2 protein-coding genes are annotated in these 19,156 nt (G+C 46.8%); both read left to right on the top strand.

Annotated elements, in window-relative coordinates; translation table 11 throughout:
• Positions 1 to 22 precede the first annotated feature (22 nt).
• Positions 23 to 12,058 carry a non-ribosomal peptide synthetase gene (locus PRIO_RS28285; RefSeq protein ID WP_020433407.1) on the top strand — a complete coding sequence of 4,012 codons (12,036 nt, stop codon included), beginning with the start codon at positions 23 to 25 and terminating at the stop codon, positions 12,056 to 12,058.
• 38 nt (positions 12,059 to 12,096) lie between these two features.
• Complete coding sequence (locus PRIO_RS28280; protein ID WP_052741529.1) at positions 12,097 to 19,152, top strand: non-ribosomal peptide synthetase; 7,056 nt, start codon at positions 12,097 to 12,099, stop codon at positions 19,150 to 19,152.
• Positions 19,153 to 19,156 lie beyond the last annotated feature (4 nt).

Raw genomic sequence — 19,156 nt, 5'->3', positions numbered from 1 at the left:
ACAGCTTAAGGAGGACTCTGTTGTGATCAAAAAATTGCTGGATATCCCTGAGGAGAAGGCGATAAATCTTTTAGTACAAGTGGAAAGCGCTTGCAATAATGATATCGCTATTATTGGAATGGCGGTAAAGCTGCCTTCAGCTGAAAATATAGATCAGTTCTGGGACAACCTTTGCGCCGGAAGAGACCATATTTCAGAGTTTCCCGAAAAAAGAAGAAGCGACGTTGAGCAATACCTGAAATTTTGTGGTGCTGCAGAAAGTCCGGGATTTATACAAGGCGGCTATTTGGAGGAAATCGATAAGTTCGATTACTCGTTTTTCCGGATTACTCCAAAGGAAGCAAGCCTGATGGACCCTTACCAGAGGCTTTTTCTTGAAACCGCATGGACTGCGATTGAAAATTCCGGATATGGCGGAGAGCGTCTGACCGGTAGCAGGACGGGAGTTTACGTAGGCTCCGGCGGAGAGCATGAATACCGGCAAATGATTGAAAAAGCCGATCCCGATTCTTTCGTTCCCTCGGTCGCCGGGAATTTGTCCCCCGTCACCGCCAGCAGAATATCCTATATGCTTGATCTTAAAGGTCCGAGTCTCATGGTGGATACGGCGTGTTCCTCTTCATTGGTTGCCGTTCATTTGGCGTGTCAATCCATTATGAATAATGATTGTGAAATGGCAATAGCCGGGGGCATACAATTGGACCTGTTCCCCTTGCAGGATCAGCCAAAAGTAGGAATTGAATCACCAACTTTCAAAGTAAAGGCATTTGATGACCGTGCAGATGGGACGGTCAAGGGAGAAGGTGTTGGTGCCGTTGTACTGAAGCCTCTTGCGAAAGCGCTGCAGGACGGCGATCATATCTATGCCACAATTAAGGGAAGTTCTGCCAACCAAGATGGGAAATCGATTGGCATTACATCGCCGAATGTCATTGCACAGGAATCCCTGATTTTGAATGCGTGGAAACAGGCACGGGTTGAACCGGAATCCATCACCTATATTGAAACCCACGGTACCGGGACCAAAATTGGCGACCCGATCGAGGTTGACGGAATCCAGCGGGCCTTTTCCAGATATACAGATAAAAAGCAATTTTGTGCAATTGGCTCGGTAAAAACAAATATTGGACACCTCTACTACGCAGCAGGAATTATCAGTGTGATCAAAGCGGCATTATCCCTGCACAACAAAAAAATACCCGGGACTCTTCATTTTGAGAAGCCCAACAAAAATATTAACTTTATAGATTCTCCCGTATATCCCAATACCGGGTTGGCCGACTGGAATCCGGCAGGTTTTTCAAGAAGATGTGGTGTCAGCTCTTTTGGGATGAGCGGAACGAACTGCCATGTGGTGCTGGAGGAAGCGCCGTTGCGGAAAGACAGTCCGATTAAGGTAGACCAGCGTCCGGCTGCACTTACCCTCTCAGCCCAGAACCCTCTATCTCTGGAGAAAATAATCGGGGACTATATCAATTATTTGGCCGGTGCTGATGCGGCGGAATTTCGGGATATTTGCTATACATCCAATATTGGAAGGGGGCATTACAGTTACCGTTTGGCGATAATTGCCGAGAATCTGGAAGATTTGATCACTAAGCTTAACAGAGTGAGTCTTTCACCGGACTATTTCGAAACCGGTAAAGGCGGAATCTACTCCCATTCTTCTTTGGCGAATTCAGGAGCCTGGGAACAATCCGGTTCCGGGATGCCGGAACCGGGTTCGGAATTCCTGCATTCATTGTGCAGCTCATATGCCAACGGGGAAGGCACTGATTGGACTGTTGTGTACACGGGCGAACGAAGACGGATCGTACCGCTTCCCACCTATCCCTTTGAGAGAAAGCGCTGCTGGATCAGGCTCCCGGATACACGTCAAAAACACCATGAAGAACCCGCAATGGCTCTCAATTTCAATCGAAAGGAGGCCCTGTCCAACATGTATCATAACGAGAATAAACGCCATGTGATTAATAGTTTAAAGAATATATTTAGTGAGGTGTCCGGACTGGAGCCGGACGATATTAACATACATACAAATCTGCTAGAGATGGGGCTTGATTCCATCCTGCTGACCAGCTCCAGGCATGCCATTAAAGAGCAGTTTGATATTGATGTGCCGATGAGAATGTTTTTTGAACAGTTGTCCTCCATCGATTCTATTGGGGATTATCTTGTAAGTCTGATTCCCCTAGATGCCGGGCCGGAACCATCCGGTTATCAGGAGGCGGCGGCAGCCGTTGGTATTCAAGAGCAAGCAGCGGCAATTCAAATGCCACTTATGGACAGGCAGGCAAGCCAACGTGAAGAGTCCAGCTGTAAGAGTCCAGCTAATTTGTCTGCTGTAGAAAGCGTAATGGAAAAGCAGTTGCAGGTGATGTCCCAGCAATTGGAGCTTTTACACGCGTTAGGAACTCGGGAAGAGGAGCCGTCCACTTTGGGGCAGGCAGGCAGACTAAAGGCAGTACAACCACTTCAGGCCGGCACTAGAAGCAAAGGCCATAGCCCCGATCCGGAAGCTGCTAACGAGACTAAAAGAGCGTTTGTTCCTTACCAGCACATCCCGTTGAAAGCCTCCACTAACTTTTCGGCAATGCAGCAGCAGTTCTTGGATTCCTTTATATCCGCTTATACTCACAAAACAGCAGGTTCTCAGAAGCATACCGATGATTACCGATATGTTCTGGCCAATAATCGAAATGTAGCGGGATTCCGTCCATACTGGAAAGATATCGTCTACCAAATAGTTGTGGATCATTCTTCCGGATCAAGGATTTGGGACATTGACGGGAACGAATATGTTGATCTGACAATGGGATTCGGAGTGAATCTGTTCGGGCATAATGTGCCTTTTATCAATGATGAGATTCAACGGGAAGTGGAAAGAGGCATGGCTGTCGGTCCCATATCCCAAACTGCCGGAGAGGTCGCTGCTCTGATTTGTAAATTTACAGGGACAGACAGAACCGCATTCTTCAACTCGGGAACTGAAGCCGTTATGGTGGCACTAAGGCTGGCCCGCGCTGCGACAGGACGTTCCAAGGTGGTCCTGTTCTCCGGGTCGTATCACGGTACGTTCGACGGCGTGTTGGCAATGGGAGGATCTGTGAAGGCAGGTGCACAGCCTATTGCTCCCGGTATCAATCACAACATGGTCGAAGACATCATTGTGCTTAATTATGGAACCGGTGAGGCATTAGAAATCATTGAAGCTCATGCAAATGAGCTGGCGGCAGTCTTGGTGGAGCCTGTGCAGAGCCGCAGACCTGATCTTCAGCCGGTAGAATTTCTGAAAAAGATCAGAGAAATAACCTCTATGTCAGGAACTGCGCTCATTTTTGACGAAGTCATTACAGGGTTTCGGATGCACCCTGGAGGAGCACAGGCTCTGTTTGATATTAAGGCTGATCTGGCTACCTATGGCAAAGTCATCGGCGGCGGGCTGCCAATCGGTGTAGTTGCCGGAACAGACCGGTTTATGAATGGTATTGATGGAGGCGCCTGGAAATTTCACGATGATTCACAGCCGGCTCATGAAGAACGCAGAACGTTTGTTGCGGGAACCTTCTGCCAGCATCCCCTTGCAATGAACGCAGCATTGGCTGTGCTGACCCATCTTGAAAGAATGGGGCCGGAGCTGCAGGCCAATCTCAATTTTCGTACTGCCCGGCTTGCCGGTGAATTGAACACCTATTTCAGGGAGCAGAATGTACCTGTGGATGTTGTTCATTTTGGATCGCTGTTCAGGTTCGTATTGCGCGGGGATCTGGAGCTCTTTTATTATTTATTGCTTAACAAAGGCCTTTACATCTGGGAAGGAAGAAATTGCTTTATCTCCACAGCCCACACGGATGAGGATATTCAATATATCGTTGACGCCGTTAAGCAAAGCATCGGGGAAATGCAGGCGGCGGGTTTCCTCCCGGGTCCGGATAACCGGCCAAGGGGCGGGTATCAGCCAAAGCCGCTGCCTTCCGGACCTGCCCGGGAGAGCTTAACCAGGGCACCCCAAGTTCTCAAATTAACCGAAGAGCAGCAGCAAATCAGCCTGGTCATTCATTCCAATGACACCCATGGTGTCGTACACCATGAGACCGTTGGTTTATATTTGCGGGGAGAGCTGAATAAGGCTGCGCTTGAAACTGCCTATCATAAAGTGTTGAACCGTCACGAAAGCTTGCGCTCAACCATAAGCGCAGACGGGAATGAGCAAATAGTTGCAAGTCATGCAAATGCAGACATTTTTTTTGCTGACATTTTGGCAGACTATAGCGCCTTGGGTGATGAAGCGATTAATCAAGCGCTTTTGAAGGAAAACGCAGCTGCTTTTGATTCTGTAATGGGGCCGTTAATCAGGCTTCGGGTGCTGGCTACAGCCAGACATGAGTATTTGCTGGCGCTGTCCGCCCATCATATCATCGCAGACGGCTGGTCGTTGATTGTTTTCTTGCAGGAGCTTGCTGCATTGTACTCAACCGAATGTACGGGCACGCGCTCTCTGCTGCCGACTCCCACACCCTTCTCGGATTACGCCATTTGGCAAAAGCGAATGTTGGAGTCCCAACCAAAAGAAAAGGCAGCAGCCTATTGGAAAAACAAGTTTTCCGTACAAACCCCCGCATTTGAGCTGCCTTCATTCAGGATCAGGGATGCCGCCGGAGTACGAAAGGGCAGCAGACACCGGTATGTACTTGATATCCCGTTGACCGCAAAGCTGAAGGCGGTTAGCCAAAGCATGAAAGTGTCACTTTTTACAGTCTTATTGAGCGCATACAAGGTGCTATTGTATCGGATTTCCAATCATAAGGAACTGGTTGTCGGGATTCCTACTGCAGGGCAGATGCAAATGGGGCAAAAGCACTTGGTCGGCTATTGCCTGAATATTCTTCCTTTCTCTACTACAATCAATCCTGAAATGACCTTCCGGGAGTATCTTTCCTACATGATGGAAGAATTATTGGAACTCTATGAGTATCAGGATTACTCTTATGCATCACTTATGAAGGAATTGCATTCCTTGGACGGCTCCGTTCATCCTCCGCAGATCAATACGATGTTTAATATGGATAAGTCGTTAGAAACGCCTGATTTCACGGGGATGGACGTCGAGCTTCTTCAATCGCCTGTTAGTTACTCGAAATATGACCTGAGTATGAATATTGTCGAGCTTGATCATGAGCTTATGATTGATTTTGAATATGACCCAAATTTGTTCGATACACAGATAATCACGGGTTGGGCTAATTATTTCAACCGAATTCTGCTGGCGGTTCTCCAGCCTGACCGGAAATTACAGGAAATCTCTCTGCTTTCATTGGAAGAAGAGAAGATTCTTCGGACAAGGGGAACTGAACAAGCGGCGGCATTGCGGGCTGAGCTGGATAAATATGGGGTTTCATGGGATGAGGCTGATATCTTCGTAATCTTGGATAAGGATATGCACCCTTCGCCTGTAGGCGTGCCGGGTGAGGTGTATTTGGCAAGGCTAACGGAACCGTCGCTTCTTGCGGAGCAACCATCCACGAGTACAGGGATTATGGCTATGTATACAGCAGATTTTGAAATAAAGGTGATCGGGCATCATTCCCGCCTTATGTCCCAAAATGGCCGGATGATTAATTTGGATACCATACAGGAACAATTGGTGCTTCATCCACTAATCGGACATGCTGCAGTAACGGTTAAACCTTCCGGTACTTTTCAGCGGGACCAAAAAATACTGGCCTACATCACACCACGGGGGACTTCCATTCCGAAGGTTAGGGAAATAAAGAAGTTTTTGCTCTCCAGAATCCCGGGGAATTTCATTCCTTCCGCTTTCATGGTCTTAGATGAAATACCGCTGAATTCAAAAGGGGGAATCAACGAAAGGCTGCTGCCGGCTTTTGATGAGGATAAAGCCTTGCGGGAAGAGATCATGCTTCCTGAAAATGAGACCGAAGAAAGGCTGGCGGAAATTTGGCGAAATGTGCTTAACCTTGAACTGGTCAACACCAATGACGATTTTTTCGAGCTTGGGGGGAATTCGTTAAAAGCCTCACTGCTGGCTTTCAGCATACAGAAGGAATTTAGTACTGACATTTCGCTGAGAATGTTGTTTGAGCATCCGACCGTGAAAGGACTCGCGAAAGCGATTAACGGTGCGGGGAAATCATTTCTCCCTGAAATCACGCCACTTGGGAAAAAAGATTGGTATCCGCAATCCTCTTCCCAGAAAAGGTTGTTTGCGATTGAACAAATGGGAGGGGCCGGGACGGCATACAACATTACCGGCATCCTGCACGTGGAGGGGAAGCTTGATCCTGGACGGATGGAGGAAGCCTTTCAACGGCTTGTTAAAAGGCATGAGCCGCTAAGGACATCGTTCGAACTTTTGCATGATGAGCCTGTTCAGGTCATTCATGATGATATCCCGTTCAGCATCTCTTATAGCATTGCGGAAGATGAGGATGAACCGGAATTGGTTAAGCGGTTTATATTGCCCTTTTCATTAAATCAAGCGCCGCTGTTCAGGGTCCATATTGTATCCAGATCTGATCATGAACACATTGTCATTATGGATATGCACCATATTATTGCCGATGGAATATCGGCCAATATTCTTTGTAATGACTTAATTTCCTTGTATAGCGGGGAGAATCTGCCTGGACTAGAGGTTCAATACAAGGATTATACGGCACTGCACAACGAAATGCTGAGCAATGAAAGGATTAGACAGCAGGGGGAGTACTGGCAGCAGCTGTTGTCAGACGACATCCCGTCTTTAACCCTGCCTCTGGATTTTCCCCGCCCTCCCGTGCAAAGCTTTGATGGAGCTTGTTATTCAGTTACATTGGATTCGGACTTAACCCGGGGTTTAAAAGTGCTTTCGAACCGGTTGAAAACGACGCTATATACCTTGCTGCTGGCTTCATATAACATTTTGCTGTCCAAGTACTCCAACCAGGAAGATATCGTTATCGGGTCACCCGTTGCCGGCAGATTTAACTATTCGACCAATAACATGGTAGGGATGTTTGTAAATACACTGGCAATGAGAAATCAACCGGCCAAGCACAAGACCTTTCAGGAGTTTTTATTGGAGGTAAAGGAAAATACGTTAGAGGCTTTTGAGAATCAGGACTATCCTTTTGAGGAACTCATATCCAAATTGGGCATCGAAAGAGACATAAGCAGAAATCCCGTGTTCGATGTCATGTTTGTTCTGCAGAGCCTGGATTTAGCTGTTCCGGATGTACATCTGGATGATATCAGGCTGAATGGTTACGAATTCAAAAACGATGTTGCAAAGTTCGATCTCATTCTCGAGGTCATAGAGAACACTGAGAATTTGACGCTTAATTTTGAATATTGCGCCAAATTGTTTCAGGAATCCACGATCATCAGGATGTCGGAAAGATTCCTCCGTATTTTGACAACGGTTGTGGAGAATTGCAATGTTCTGCTGTCCGACATCGATTTACTTCCGAAGGAGGAAACAGACCGGCTCATCTATACATTCAACGATACAGCAACAGCTTACCCCGGCGGCAAAACTGTGTATCAGTTGTTCGAAGAGCAAGCGGCAAGAACACCCGGCGCTGTGGCGCTTGTTCACCAAGGCGAAAGCATCACCTACGAACACTTTAACCGCAAGACGAATCAAATGGCCCGGATGTTAAGAAGTAAAGGAGTAAAACCCGATACGACAGTAGGAATTCTAATGGAGCATTCGTTTGAGCTGATTATTTCCATGTTCGCGGTTATGAAAGCGGGGGGCGCTTATGTTCCCATTGATCCGACTTATCCATCGGAGAGAATTAACTTTATCATCAAGGATAGCAATCTGGAAATCATGCTGACCCATAAGGGATTGGCGGAAAAATGCCAATTCCAGGGGGAATTCATCGACGCTGCATCCAGTAAATGGTATTGCGGGGACGACAGCAATCCAGTATCTGTGAATTCACCGGATGATCTGGCTTATATCATCTATACATCCGGATCAACCGGCTTGCCGAAGGGGGTCATGACCAGACACCAGGGCCTGACGAACTATGTATGGTGGGGAGACAAAACGTATGTACACGGGGAAGCGGTTGATTTTCCGCTCTATTCCTCCATTGCCTTTGATCTGTCAGTTACCTTGATCTATATCCCGCTTATTTCCGGCAACAAGGTATTTATTTATTCCGGTGTAAGTTATGAATCGCTGCTTGAAGCTGTAGTAATCGATAATCAGGTCGATTTTATTATGCTGACCCCGTCACATTTAAAAATTCTGGGTGAATATGACCTGAGCCGGCTTAAAATCAGAAAATTTATCATTGGCGGAGAAGCGTTTGATCCATTTTACGCCAAAAAGTTCTTTTCCCGGCTGGCGGAGGATGTGGAAGTTTACAATGTTTACGGCCCAACCGAAACAACGGTTGCCTGTACATTTTACCGTTACTACCCGGATAAAGATCTGCGAAATCCGGTACCCATAGGGGGGCCAATCTTCAATGTCCAGTTGTATGTCGTGGATCAGAATGGAAAATTACAGGGGATTGGTATTCCAGGCGAGCTGTGCATAGCAGGGGACGGCGTCTCCCGGGGCTACTTGAACCGTGAGGAACTGACGCGTGAAAAGTTTGTTCCCGATCCTTTCCAGACAAGCGGAATGATGTATAGAACGGGTGACTTAGTGCGGATGCTGCAGGATGGAAATGTTGAATTCCTGGGCAGAATGGATGATCAGGTAAAAATTAGAGGCCACCGGATTGAGCTTGGTGAAATCGAAAACCAACTGGTAAAGCAGCCAGGCGTCAATAAAGCGGCAGTCATTATTAGTACAGGCCCAACGGACAGCCGATATCTATGTGCCTACTATACCGCGGACTTTCCAATGAATTCCGAATTATTAAGGGAAAGCCTCTCTAGACTGCTGCCCAGGCATATGGTACCTTCATTTTTTGTGCAGATGAAGAGCATTCCCTTAACGGCGAGCGGCAAAGTAGACCGAAAAAAGCTTCCCGATTCATTCGAGTCGTTTCAGATGGAAGACGCATATTCGGCTCCGCAGAATTTCATTGAAGAAAAGCTGGCGCTGGTGTGGGAAGAGGTGCTTGGGATAAATAAGGTGGGCACCAGCAACAGTTTTATTAAATTGGGCGGGGACTCCATTAAAGCCATCCAGATCGTGTCACGGCTGAAGAAGTACGGGTTAAGCCTTGAGGTGAAAGAGCTCTTTCTGCATCAGAATATCAAGGGGATCAGCCCGTTCGTAAAGCAAAATATTAAGCGCCATAATCAGGGAACCATTGAAGGCCCCGTGAAGCTGACAGCCATTCAAAAATGGTTTTTTGAGCAAAATTTTGCAGAAATGCATCATTGGAATCAATCCATTTTATTGCACAATGAAAGGTTTGACGTGCAGTTTATCAGGCAGGCCTTCCAAAGGATCACAGAGCATCATGATGCTCTTAGAATGGTTTACAGGCATACAGGCCAGGCTGGAGTTGAGCAAAGCAACAGGGGGCTGGCAGGGGAACTCTTCTCATTGGAGGTCACGGATTTGACTGGGTGCGATGATCATACGGATCTGATGCATGCCGGCATAAAAACGATTCAAAAGGGTATCGACCTGGAAAAAGGACCGCTGCTCAAGCTGGGGCTATATCAAACCACTAACGGTGATTATTTGGCAATTGTGATTCATCATCTTGTTGTTGATGGCGTGTCATGGAGAATTATTCTGGATGATTTTGCGAGCTGCTACCTGAGCTTGGATAACGGTGAGGAAGCGGGACTAATTGAAAAATCGGACTCCTATCAGAAGTGGGCCGAAGCGCTTGAGGTTTATGCCAACTCGCCAAAGCTGCTGCAGGAATTAGCCTATTGGACGGACGTCAACCGGATTGCCGTTCCGGCACTGCCCAAAGATTCTGAAGCCGGCAACGGAAAAATAAAGGACCGCTATCAGACAAAGACCGTTCTTTCGGAGAAAGAAACGACGAATTTGTTGCGGCATGCGGGTGATGCCTACCAAACAGAAACGCTTGATTTGCTGCTTGCAGCTTTGGGGGCCGCCATAAAGGGGTGGGCGAATGTCGATCGTGTCCGCATCAATATGGAAGGGCACGGAAGGGAAGCACTGATTCAGGATCTGGACATTACTAGAACGGTGGGCTGGTTCACTTCGACCTACCCGCTTGTATTGGAGCTTGCGAATTCCCATGAACTGCCTCTTCATATTATGACCACAAAAGAAACGATCAGGCAAACGCCGAATAAGGGCATGGGGTATCAGGTTCTCAAATATTTGACCTCGCCCGAGCTCAGAGCAGCGGTGGACTTTAATGTGATGCCGGAGATTAGCTTTAACTACCTGGGCCAATTTGGAAATGAGGCATCGTATGGTACGTTTGAGATTTGTAACACTTTCATGGAGTCAACGGAAAGCCCGGAATCCCACAGGCCTTATGCCATAGACATTAACGCTATGATCGTGGGAAATCGTGTCGAAATTAGGGTTGATTACAATCCCGGACAGTTCAATGAGGCAACGATGTCACGGTTTGCGGAATTGCTGTTGAATTCTCTGAAGCTAATTATCTCGCATTGTACCCGGGAAGAACGGATTCAGCGCTCACCCTCCGATCTGACTTACAAGAAGTTGACCTTTGAGGAGCTGGATGATTTAAACCGGCTTTATCCCGGAGGCATAACGGATGTATACACCATGACTCCGATGCAGGAAAGCATGCTGTTTCATGCGCTTAAGAACAAGCGCTCCGACGCTTATCACGAACAATGTATCTTAGATCTGAAGGGTGACATTATTCAGGAGTTATTGAACGAAAGCTTCAAACTGATCGTGGGTAAGTATGATATTTTGCGAACCCGCTTTGTCTACAAAAAACTTCATAGACCCTTGCAGATTGTTCTGGGGAGTAGCGATTTCCACCTCGAATTCGAGGATATCACGCACATGGAGTCCAGTGAGAAGATGGCACACATGGAGAGATTAAAGGCGCTGGACCGGGAGAAAAGGTTTGATTTGGTACAAGGCCCGCTGATGAGAGCCATCTTGCTTAAGACCGGTGACAGTGTTTATCAAATGCTATGGAGCTTTCATCATATTCTGATGGATGGATGGTGTATCGGGATTGTATTAAAAGATATGTTGGAGCATTACAAACAGCTCAACGCCGGGTCTCGGCCCAGCTTGGAAACTCATCAGTACCGTTTGTATCTGGATTGGTTGGCGAGCAAGAACAAGGAAGAAGCCAAAGTTTACTGGATGCAGTACCTTGAGGACTATAAATATAAAGAATTGTTACGCAAGGAAGGGACGTCCAAAGAATTCCGCTTGGCAGTACTGGATATCAAGCTGGAGGAAAAAGTCAGGACAGCCGTCACCCATGTTGCCTCCAGCAGCGGGATCACGATAAACAGCTTCTTCCAAGCTGTGTGGGGGATTTTATTGTCTAAATACGACAATGCGGAGGATGTAGTCTTTGGAGCAGTCATTTCAGGCAGGTCTCCGGAAATTGAAGGCATCGAAAGGATGGTAGGCCTGTTTATAAATACCATTCCTGTACGTGTCAGATTAAGCGGCAAGACATTCCACGAGCTTGCTGGCGAAATTCAGAGCAGCTTCATCTCGTCTGAGCAATATGGTTATGTTCCTTTATCCGATATCCAGGCTTGGTCGCACCGGGATTTGATCAATCATGTGATGGTGTTCGAGAATTATCCTCTGGACCGGGAAATAAGGGACACGGACGGGCAGCAGATGGAATACGGATTTCAAATTGCCGGGTGCGAAATCCTTGAGCATACCAATTATGACTTCAGTATCATCATCGAGCCGGGGGAGGATTTTATTATACGCATTGTGTATAATGCGCTGGCTTATGACAAGGAGACGATCAGCATTCTGGAAAGTTATCTGCTGGCTATAATCGGCCAAGTAACAGCGTGCCCGCAAATTGAGGCCGGGGATGTTGAAGTGTTAAGCCAAGAAGAGAAGCTGAAGCTGATGAATGTCTTTAATAAGCCGAACAGAAGAGAAGCCGCCGATTTCAATTTTTGATCCATCATCCTGTATGTGAATAGGGGTTGAACGAGATTATGTCCATTCAAAATGCCAATATAAACGTTCTGTTATCGACTTCCGAAATGAAAAAGAAGAAAAAGTACTGGTTAAACAGGGTTGTTGGAAGCGAGACAGACAGCCGGATTCTGACTGACCCTCACAAATCTGCTCTCGGCATAGAGGGCAAAGAAAGCCTGCGGTTGGATATTCCTGATGGACTGTTCCAGCAGCTTCAGCATTTAAGCAACCGGTCCGACGATTCTCTTTACTATATACTTCTGACGGCGTTGAAGTGGCTGATTGTAAAGCATACCGAAAGCAGCATAATCACTGTCGCATCACCTGTATATATGGACGAGAACAGCACCAGCGAGGCGTACAATCATTATGTCCCGATTATTGACACGTTTACCACCGGCATGACGTTCAGGGAAAGCCTGCTTCAAGTCAGGGAAACCACCTTGGGAGCGTACGATCATCAGGATTATCCGTTCGATAAAATCATCGAAGATGTACAGGCAATCAGCGATCGTGATTTTTCTTTTGTCCGTCATGTGCTTTGTTTGCTGACCAATATCCATAATGATGCGGTCATTCCCGATGTAGGCAGCAATATTGTCTTTGGCTTTACCCGGGATGACGCTGGAATTAGTCTGAACTTAATATATAACCTCAAATATTTCACCAGAAATTTTGTAATGCAGCTAGCCAAACAATATTTCCAAATTCTGAAGGGGGCAGCGGAGAATGTAAGCATCAAGCTTGGTTCTATGAGTTTGCTGTCGGCGGAGGAATCGCTGAAGCTTTTAAAGGAGCAAACGCGAACCTATCAGAACATGGAAGACATGACGCTCTATGAACTGTTCGAGAAACAGGTTCGCCAGACTCCGGACCACGTGGCAGTCAAGTTCAACAACCAATCCATAACGTACAGAGATTTGAATGCCAAAGCCAACAAGCTCGCCAGAGTGCTCAGAAATCAAGGAGTCGGGGCCAACCAGATCGTGGGGCTGCTTGTCGAGCGGTCAATCGATATGGCTGTGGGCATATTGGGAATCTTGAAGTCAGGTGCGGCTTATTTGCCGCTGGATATAAAAAGCCCAGAGGAAAGACTGCAATTTCTAATCGAAGATGCTGGGATCGAAGTTGCCGTCTCTAACAAGCAGACCGAAGAGAAGCTGAAGCGGGACGGTTTGACAGTCATTCGGCTGGATGATGATGTCTTATTGGAGAACGAAAGCGATCTGGACTTAATTCTAGGCAGAGCTTTAGATCATCCCGCCTATGTTATTTATACATCGGGTACTACGGGACAGCCTAAAGGTGTTATTATCGAACACCGCAGCATTTCGAACACTATCCAGTGGAGAAAAAGCGAATACAGCTTTGATGCAAGTGACCGTATGCTTCAGTTGTTTTCCTATATTTTCGACGGATTCCTTACCAGCTTTTTTACGCCTATCGTATCCGGTGCCACGGTAGTATTTTTGGACGAAACGGAAGCGAGAGATCCTTTAGCCATTATTCAATTGATCACATTGCATAAAATCACTCATTTTATCGCCGTACCCACCTTATACAGCGCCTTGTTGCGGAACATGAAGCCCGAGGAGGCCCAAAGCCTCCGCATCGTTACCTTAGCAGGTGAGAAAGTAACACCCAATTTACTCATAGCTAGCAAGCAACTGCATCCCGGAATGGAAATCGTGAATGAATACGGACCAACAGAAAGCAGTGTGCTGGCAACCCTCAAAAGGGATCTGAAACCGGATGACACAGAGCTGACGATCGGAAAACCTATCGGAAATACCAGAGTTTATATCGTAGGCGACAATCTGGAATTAAAAGCGGCGGGTATGGTCGGGGAGCTGTGCATTTCAGGCGCCGGTCTGGCGAGAGGATATTTGCATAATGAAGTGCTTACCCGTGATAAGTTCGTCAGCAATCCATTTGAGGCCAACGAAAGAATGTACCGGACAGGAGACCTTGCACGTTGGACAACGGGCGGGGAAATAGAAATTATCGGAAGGGCGGATACACAGGTTAAGCTCAGAGGCTACCGGATTGAGCTGGGAGAAATCGAAAACCGTTTGCTGGAATATAACGGAATCACGGAAGCGGTAGTTGCACTATGGGAGGATCAGAACGATAACTCCAGAATTTGTGCTTATATTGTGTGCGACAGAGTGTTGTCGGCGCTGGAGCTAAGGGAATCGTTGTCGAAGTCTCTGCCGGAGTATATGCTGCCAACCCACTTTTTTCAACTGGAACAGTTCCCCATGACGCCGACAGGAAAAATGGACAGGAATGCCTTGCGGAATAATCAGGACCTTAAGGAACTCGGGGCCCGGTTCCAGCATCCGACGAATGAAATTGAAAGCAGACTGGTGGAAATCTGGAAAAATGTACTGGAGGTCGACAAAGTCTCGATTCATGATAATTTTTTTATGCTGGGTGGCCATTCTCTGAAGGCAACCATGCTTTTGTCTAGGCTTCATAAGGAATTCCAGGTAGAAATCGAATTGGATGAAATATTTGAAAAGCAAACGATATGCAACCTCGCGGCCTTGATTAAAAGTAAACGTCCCGGCACGTACTCCTCTATTCTGCCAACAGAAAAACGGGATTATTACCCCATGTCCTCAGCACAGAAAAGAATGTACGCCCTATACCATCTGGAAGGGGAATCTACGAGCTATAATATGCCGGAAGTGATGGTGATGGAGGGAGAACTGGATGTTGGTCAGGTGGAAAGCGTCCTTAGGCAAATGATCTCCCGCCATGAAATATTAAGAACCTCATTCCATATGATACATCATGAGCCGGTTCAGGTTGTGCATGACACTATTGATTTTTCAATTGATTATACAGAAGAGAAAATAGACGATATCCGCTTAGAGGCAGACAGGTTCATTCAGCCTTTTGATTTAGACACATCCCCGCTGTTCAGGGTGAAGATCATCAAAATCGCCAGCCGCCATTATCTTTTTATGTTCGATATGCATCATATTATATCTGACGGGATTTCGATTGGGTTGTTCATTAAAGAACTGGCCCTGCTTTATGGGAATGCCGTACTGCCGGAGCCGGAAATTCAGTTTAAGGATTTTTCCGTATGGGAGAAGGAATCCGCTGAGAACGGGGATTTCAAGCAGCAGGAAGAGTTCTGGCTGAAAATGTTCAAGGGCGAAGTTCCGCTGCTGGAATTGCCCGTTGATTACAAGAGACCGGTTCACAAGAGTTATGAAGGAAGCAAAATTCCTTTTACTCTCGATAAAGAAACTACTCGCAAGCTCAAAGAGCTTGCGGGCGACAATGGCGCGACGCTGTATATGCTTCTATTAGCCCTTTTTAATATTATGCTGTCAAAAATTACGAACCAGGAAGACATTATAGTGGGTTCCCCTGTCACACGCAGAAGGCAGGTTGAACTGGAAAGTGTCATGGGCATGTTCTCGAATACTTTGGCGATGAGAAATTTCCCCGCAGGGAATAAACGTTTCAAGGATTTCTTAAATGAGGTCAAAAGCAGTGCACTGAGTGCCTTTGACAACCAGGATTATCAATTTGAAGAAATGATTTCAAAACTGGACATCGTGAGGGACACGGGACGGAATCCCCTTTTTGATGCGATGCTTATCCTGCAGAATATCGCCGTCAATCAGTTTCAGTTCGGAGAGATGAAGGTATCTTTCTATGAACACGAGCATAACATTTCAAGGTTCGATATTACCCTTCATTGTCTGGAAGGACTGGATGGATTGCTGCACTGCAGCTTCGAATACTGCACCAGATTATTCAAACGCGAAACCGTGGAGACCATGATCGATTATCTCAAAGCAATAGTCAACCAGGTCATTGCGGACCGGGAGATTAGGATATCCGATATCTGCATGGTTTCAGAGAATGCTGTCCAGCAGATATTGGCTTTCAACCAGACTTCGTTTGACTTGCCGGCCGATCAAACCATTCATGGATTGTTCGAAGAACAGGCGAAACGCCGCGGTGATGAGCCTGCCCTGGAGTTTCTTGATCAAACCATGAGTTACGGTGAGCTGAATAAGAGAGCAAATCAGTTGGCGCGATTGCTGAGAGAGAAAGGCGTCACCGCCGGTTCAGTGGTGGGCCTCATGTTTGAGCGTTCTTTTGAAATGATGATCGGTTGGCTGGGCATTCTTAAGTCTGGAGGCGCGTATTTACCGATCGACCCGGACTATCCGGGTGAAAGAATCAAATTCATGATTGAAGACAGCGGCATACAATTAGTGCTGACCCAGAACATTCCTTATAACTGGCTGGATTTCGACGGGGAAGTTATAGATCTGAATTGCGCCGGACTGAACAATATGGATGGCTCCAACCTCCCTGTAATAAACCGGTCAAGCGACTTGGCTTATATGATCTATACTTCCGGCACAACCGGAAAGCCTAAGGGAACTTTACTGGAGCACAAAGGGATCGTGAACTTGACCGCCTCCAACAAGGAGCAGCTTAAAATTCAGGACCGCGAGCGGGTTGTTCAATTTTCCAGCATTTCCTTTGACGTATCATTAATGGATATTTCCATGTCCATCTTGCTGGGCGGCACTTTATGTCTCACGACCAAGGAGATCCTGAATGACAACAGCTGCTTCGAAGCATTTCTAAATTCCAACAGGATTACGGCAGCAATCCTGCCGCCGACTTATTTGGCCAATTTGAATCCAAATAACATTCATACGGTTGACAAGATGATTACGATCGGTTCAGCGATTTCATCCGGACTGGTCAATGAATGGAAAAGGAAATGCGAGTACATCAATGCCTATGGACCGACGGAAACGACCGTATATTCTTCGGTTTGGATCGCCAATAAGCAAGGTGAAGTGGATGACCCCGTTCCGATAGGCAAGCCGATACTGAATACTCAAATGTATATCCTGGATAAATATCGCAATCTTCAACCGGTGGGAATTCCGGGAGAACTGTGTATTGGCGGTATAGGCTTGACCAGGGGGTACTGGAAGCGGCCTGAGATGACCGCGGATAAAATAATTACTGCTGCCGATTCCAGAATCGGAAAAGTGTACCGGACAGGCGACTTGGCTAGATGGCTGCCGGATGGGAATCTAGAGTATTTGGGCCGGATGGACGAGCAGGTCAAAATAAGGGGCTTCAGGGTTGAGCCTCAAGAAATTAAAGCGGAATTGCTTAAGATCGAGGGCATTAAAGATGTAATCGTAACACACCGAAAAAATCAGCTTCAGCATGCCAGCATCTGTGCTTACTACATTTCCGCAATGGATTATTCAGTGACCGAATTAAGGAAGCAGCTCCTGAGCAAATTGCCTGAATTTATGATTCCTGCGTATTTTGTCCGAATGGAGGCTTTCCCGTTGACCTCCAACGGCAAGATTGATCAGAAATTATTGCCTGTGCCGGAGAATAGTATGCAGCGCCATTCCGGATACATTCCCCCTAGGAACGAAATCGAGTTGATGCTGGCGGAAGTCTGGGAAGAAGTGCTGCGGCTGGAAAAGGTGGGAATCGAAGATAATTTCTTTGAGGTTGGCGGAGATTCTCTGAAGGCAATGCAAGTGGCTGCAATACTGGGTAAGCACCGGCTGCATATGGAAATCAAGGATCTGTTTCATCGCCAGAAGATTGCCGAGCTCTCGGAATGTGTCCGGGATCTGCGAAATAATCCAATCGTGGAGAACCCTGTTGGAAGAATCGATTCATCTGGCACTGAAGGGGATGCTTCTATAGAAGTATTATGCAGCATATGGCTGGCTGAGATAAAGGATCAAGAGCTAAGGCATACGGAAAGTATCCGAAATGCCCCGTTGGTTGGGAAACATTTACCGGCGGCTGTTCAGAAATACCATCTGATGAATGCCGAAAAGGTCCATACTTCCATTCCATTTCGGAGCTGCGGCGATATTGGCAAGATTCAAAAAGCTATTTTGCGGCTCGTAAACGAACAGGTGCTGTTGAGATCTGTAATCGTAAATGACGGAGAAAATACGTATTTTTACGAACATGGCTCTGTATATAATCTTCCGTTTATATTGATTGATCTGTCCGGTTTTGATGCAGCACGGAGAAGTGAATGTCTGGCTTATTTGCAAGATCATTTCAACAAACTTCCATTTGAACGGGACAATGGATTATTATACCGTTTAGTTCTGGTCCAAACCGCTCCTGAAGATTATATGCTGCTGTATTCTGCCGATCACGCAGTTTCTGATGGATTAAGCCTGGGGATTATCACGGATCAATTGGCTGCTTACTTTGCCGGCGACTCTTCACTGCCTGTTCACTCCCTAAAGCATCATCAGAACTATTGGGATTATGCGGACCAAATGCAAAAGGGACCCCAAAATCTAAGCGAGCAGCAATTGTGCGGGATGTTCCGGTTGGCCGCATTTGCAGCGCAGGCCAGAGAATTGGAGAAGTACATCAACTCCAAAAACAGGCATAAATCTACAATGCTAGATCTGGTTATCCCCCTGAGGCTGGGAAACAAGGAGAAGTCGCATTGGCAGCTCGCTTTAGAGGTAATGATTCCCCTTTGCGGCAAAATGTTTGGAATCCGCGAGGTACCTTTTTGGCTGGTGAATAACGGAAGACGTTATGAAGAGAATCTCTATTACGATATCGTCGGAGACTTTGCAGATGTTATACCAGTGCTGGCGGGAAATAACCAAACGGATTCCCTCGAAAAATGGATTCAGCATCTGGTTAATGAATGTGTCAAGGGTAACATCAGCTTTGTCAATCTGATGCTGAATGGAGGGACGGCTTATCCTTTTGCGGAGACCTCCAGGCTTCTTGAGAAGCTATATTCAGGTGCGTCGATCATGTTCAACTACTATGGTGTCTTACAATCCTGCAGCGAGGATCTCACATTGCAAGAAATTGCGGTCAGCGCAGAATATGGTGAGCGGGCAGAAGACAGCAACGGGAAGATCGGGTTCTATGTCTGGCAGGGAGAAGACTATTTGAAGCTAAAAATCATCCTGCCATTTGAAGAAGATAGAGATGACCTTTTATTTGTCCTGCAGGAGGCCGCAGGAAACATCCAGCCCATTGTTACGCAACGAGATTAGGAGG

Source organism: Paenibacillus riograndensis SBR5 (genome assembly GCF_000981585.1).
GTDB classification, from domain to species: Bacteria; Bacillota; Bacilli; order Paenibacillales; family Paenibacillaceae; genus Paenibacillus_AQ; species Paenibacillus_AQ riograndensis.
This window is presented reverse-complemented; position numbering and strand designations above follow the sequence as displayed.

Excerpts from the sequence above, each read along its gene's own strand:
- PRIO_RS28280 (WP_052741529.1), top strand. The coding sequence starts at position 12,097 with ATGTCCATTCAAAATGCCAATATAAACGTTCTGTTATCGACTTCCGAA.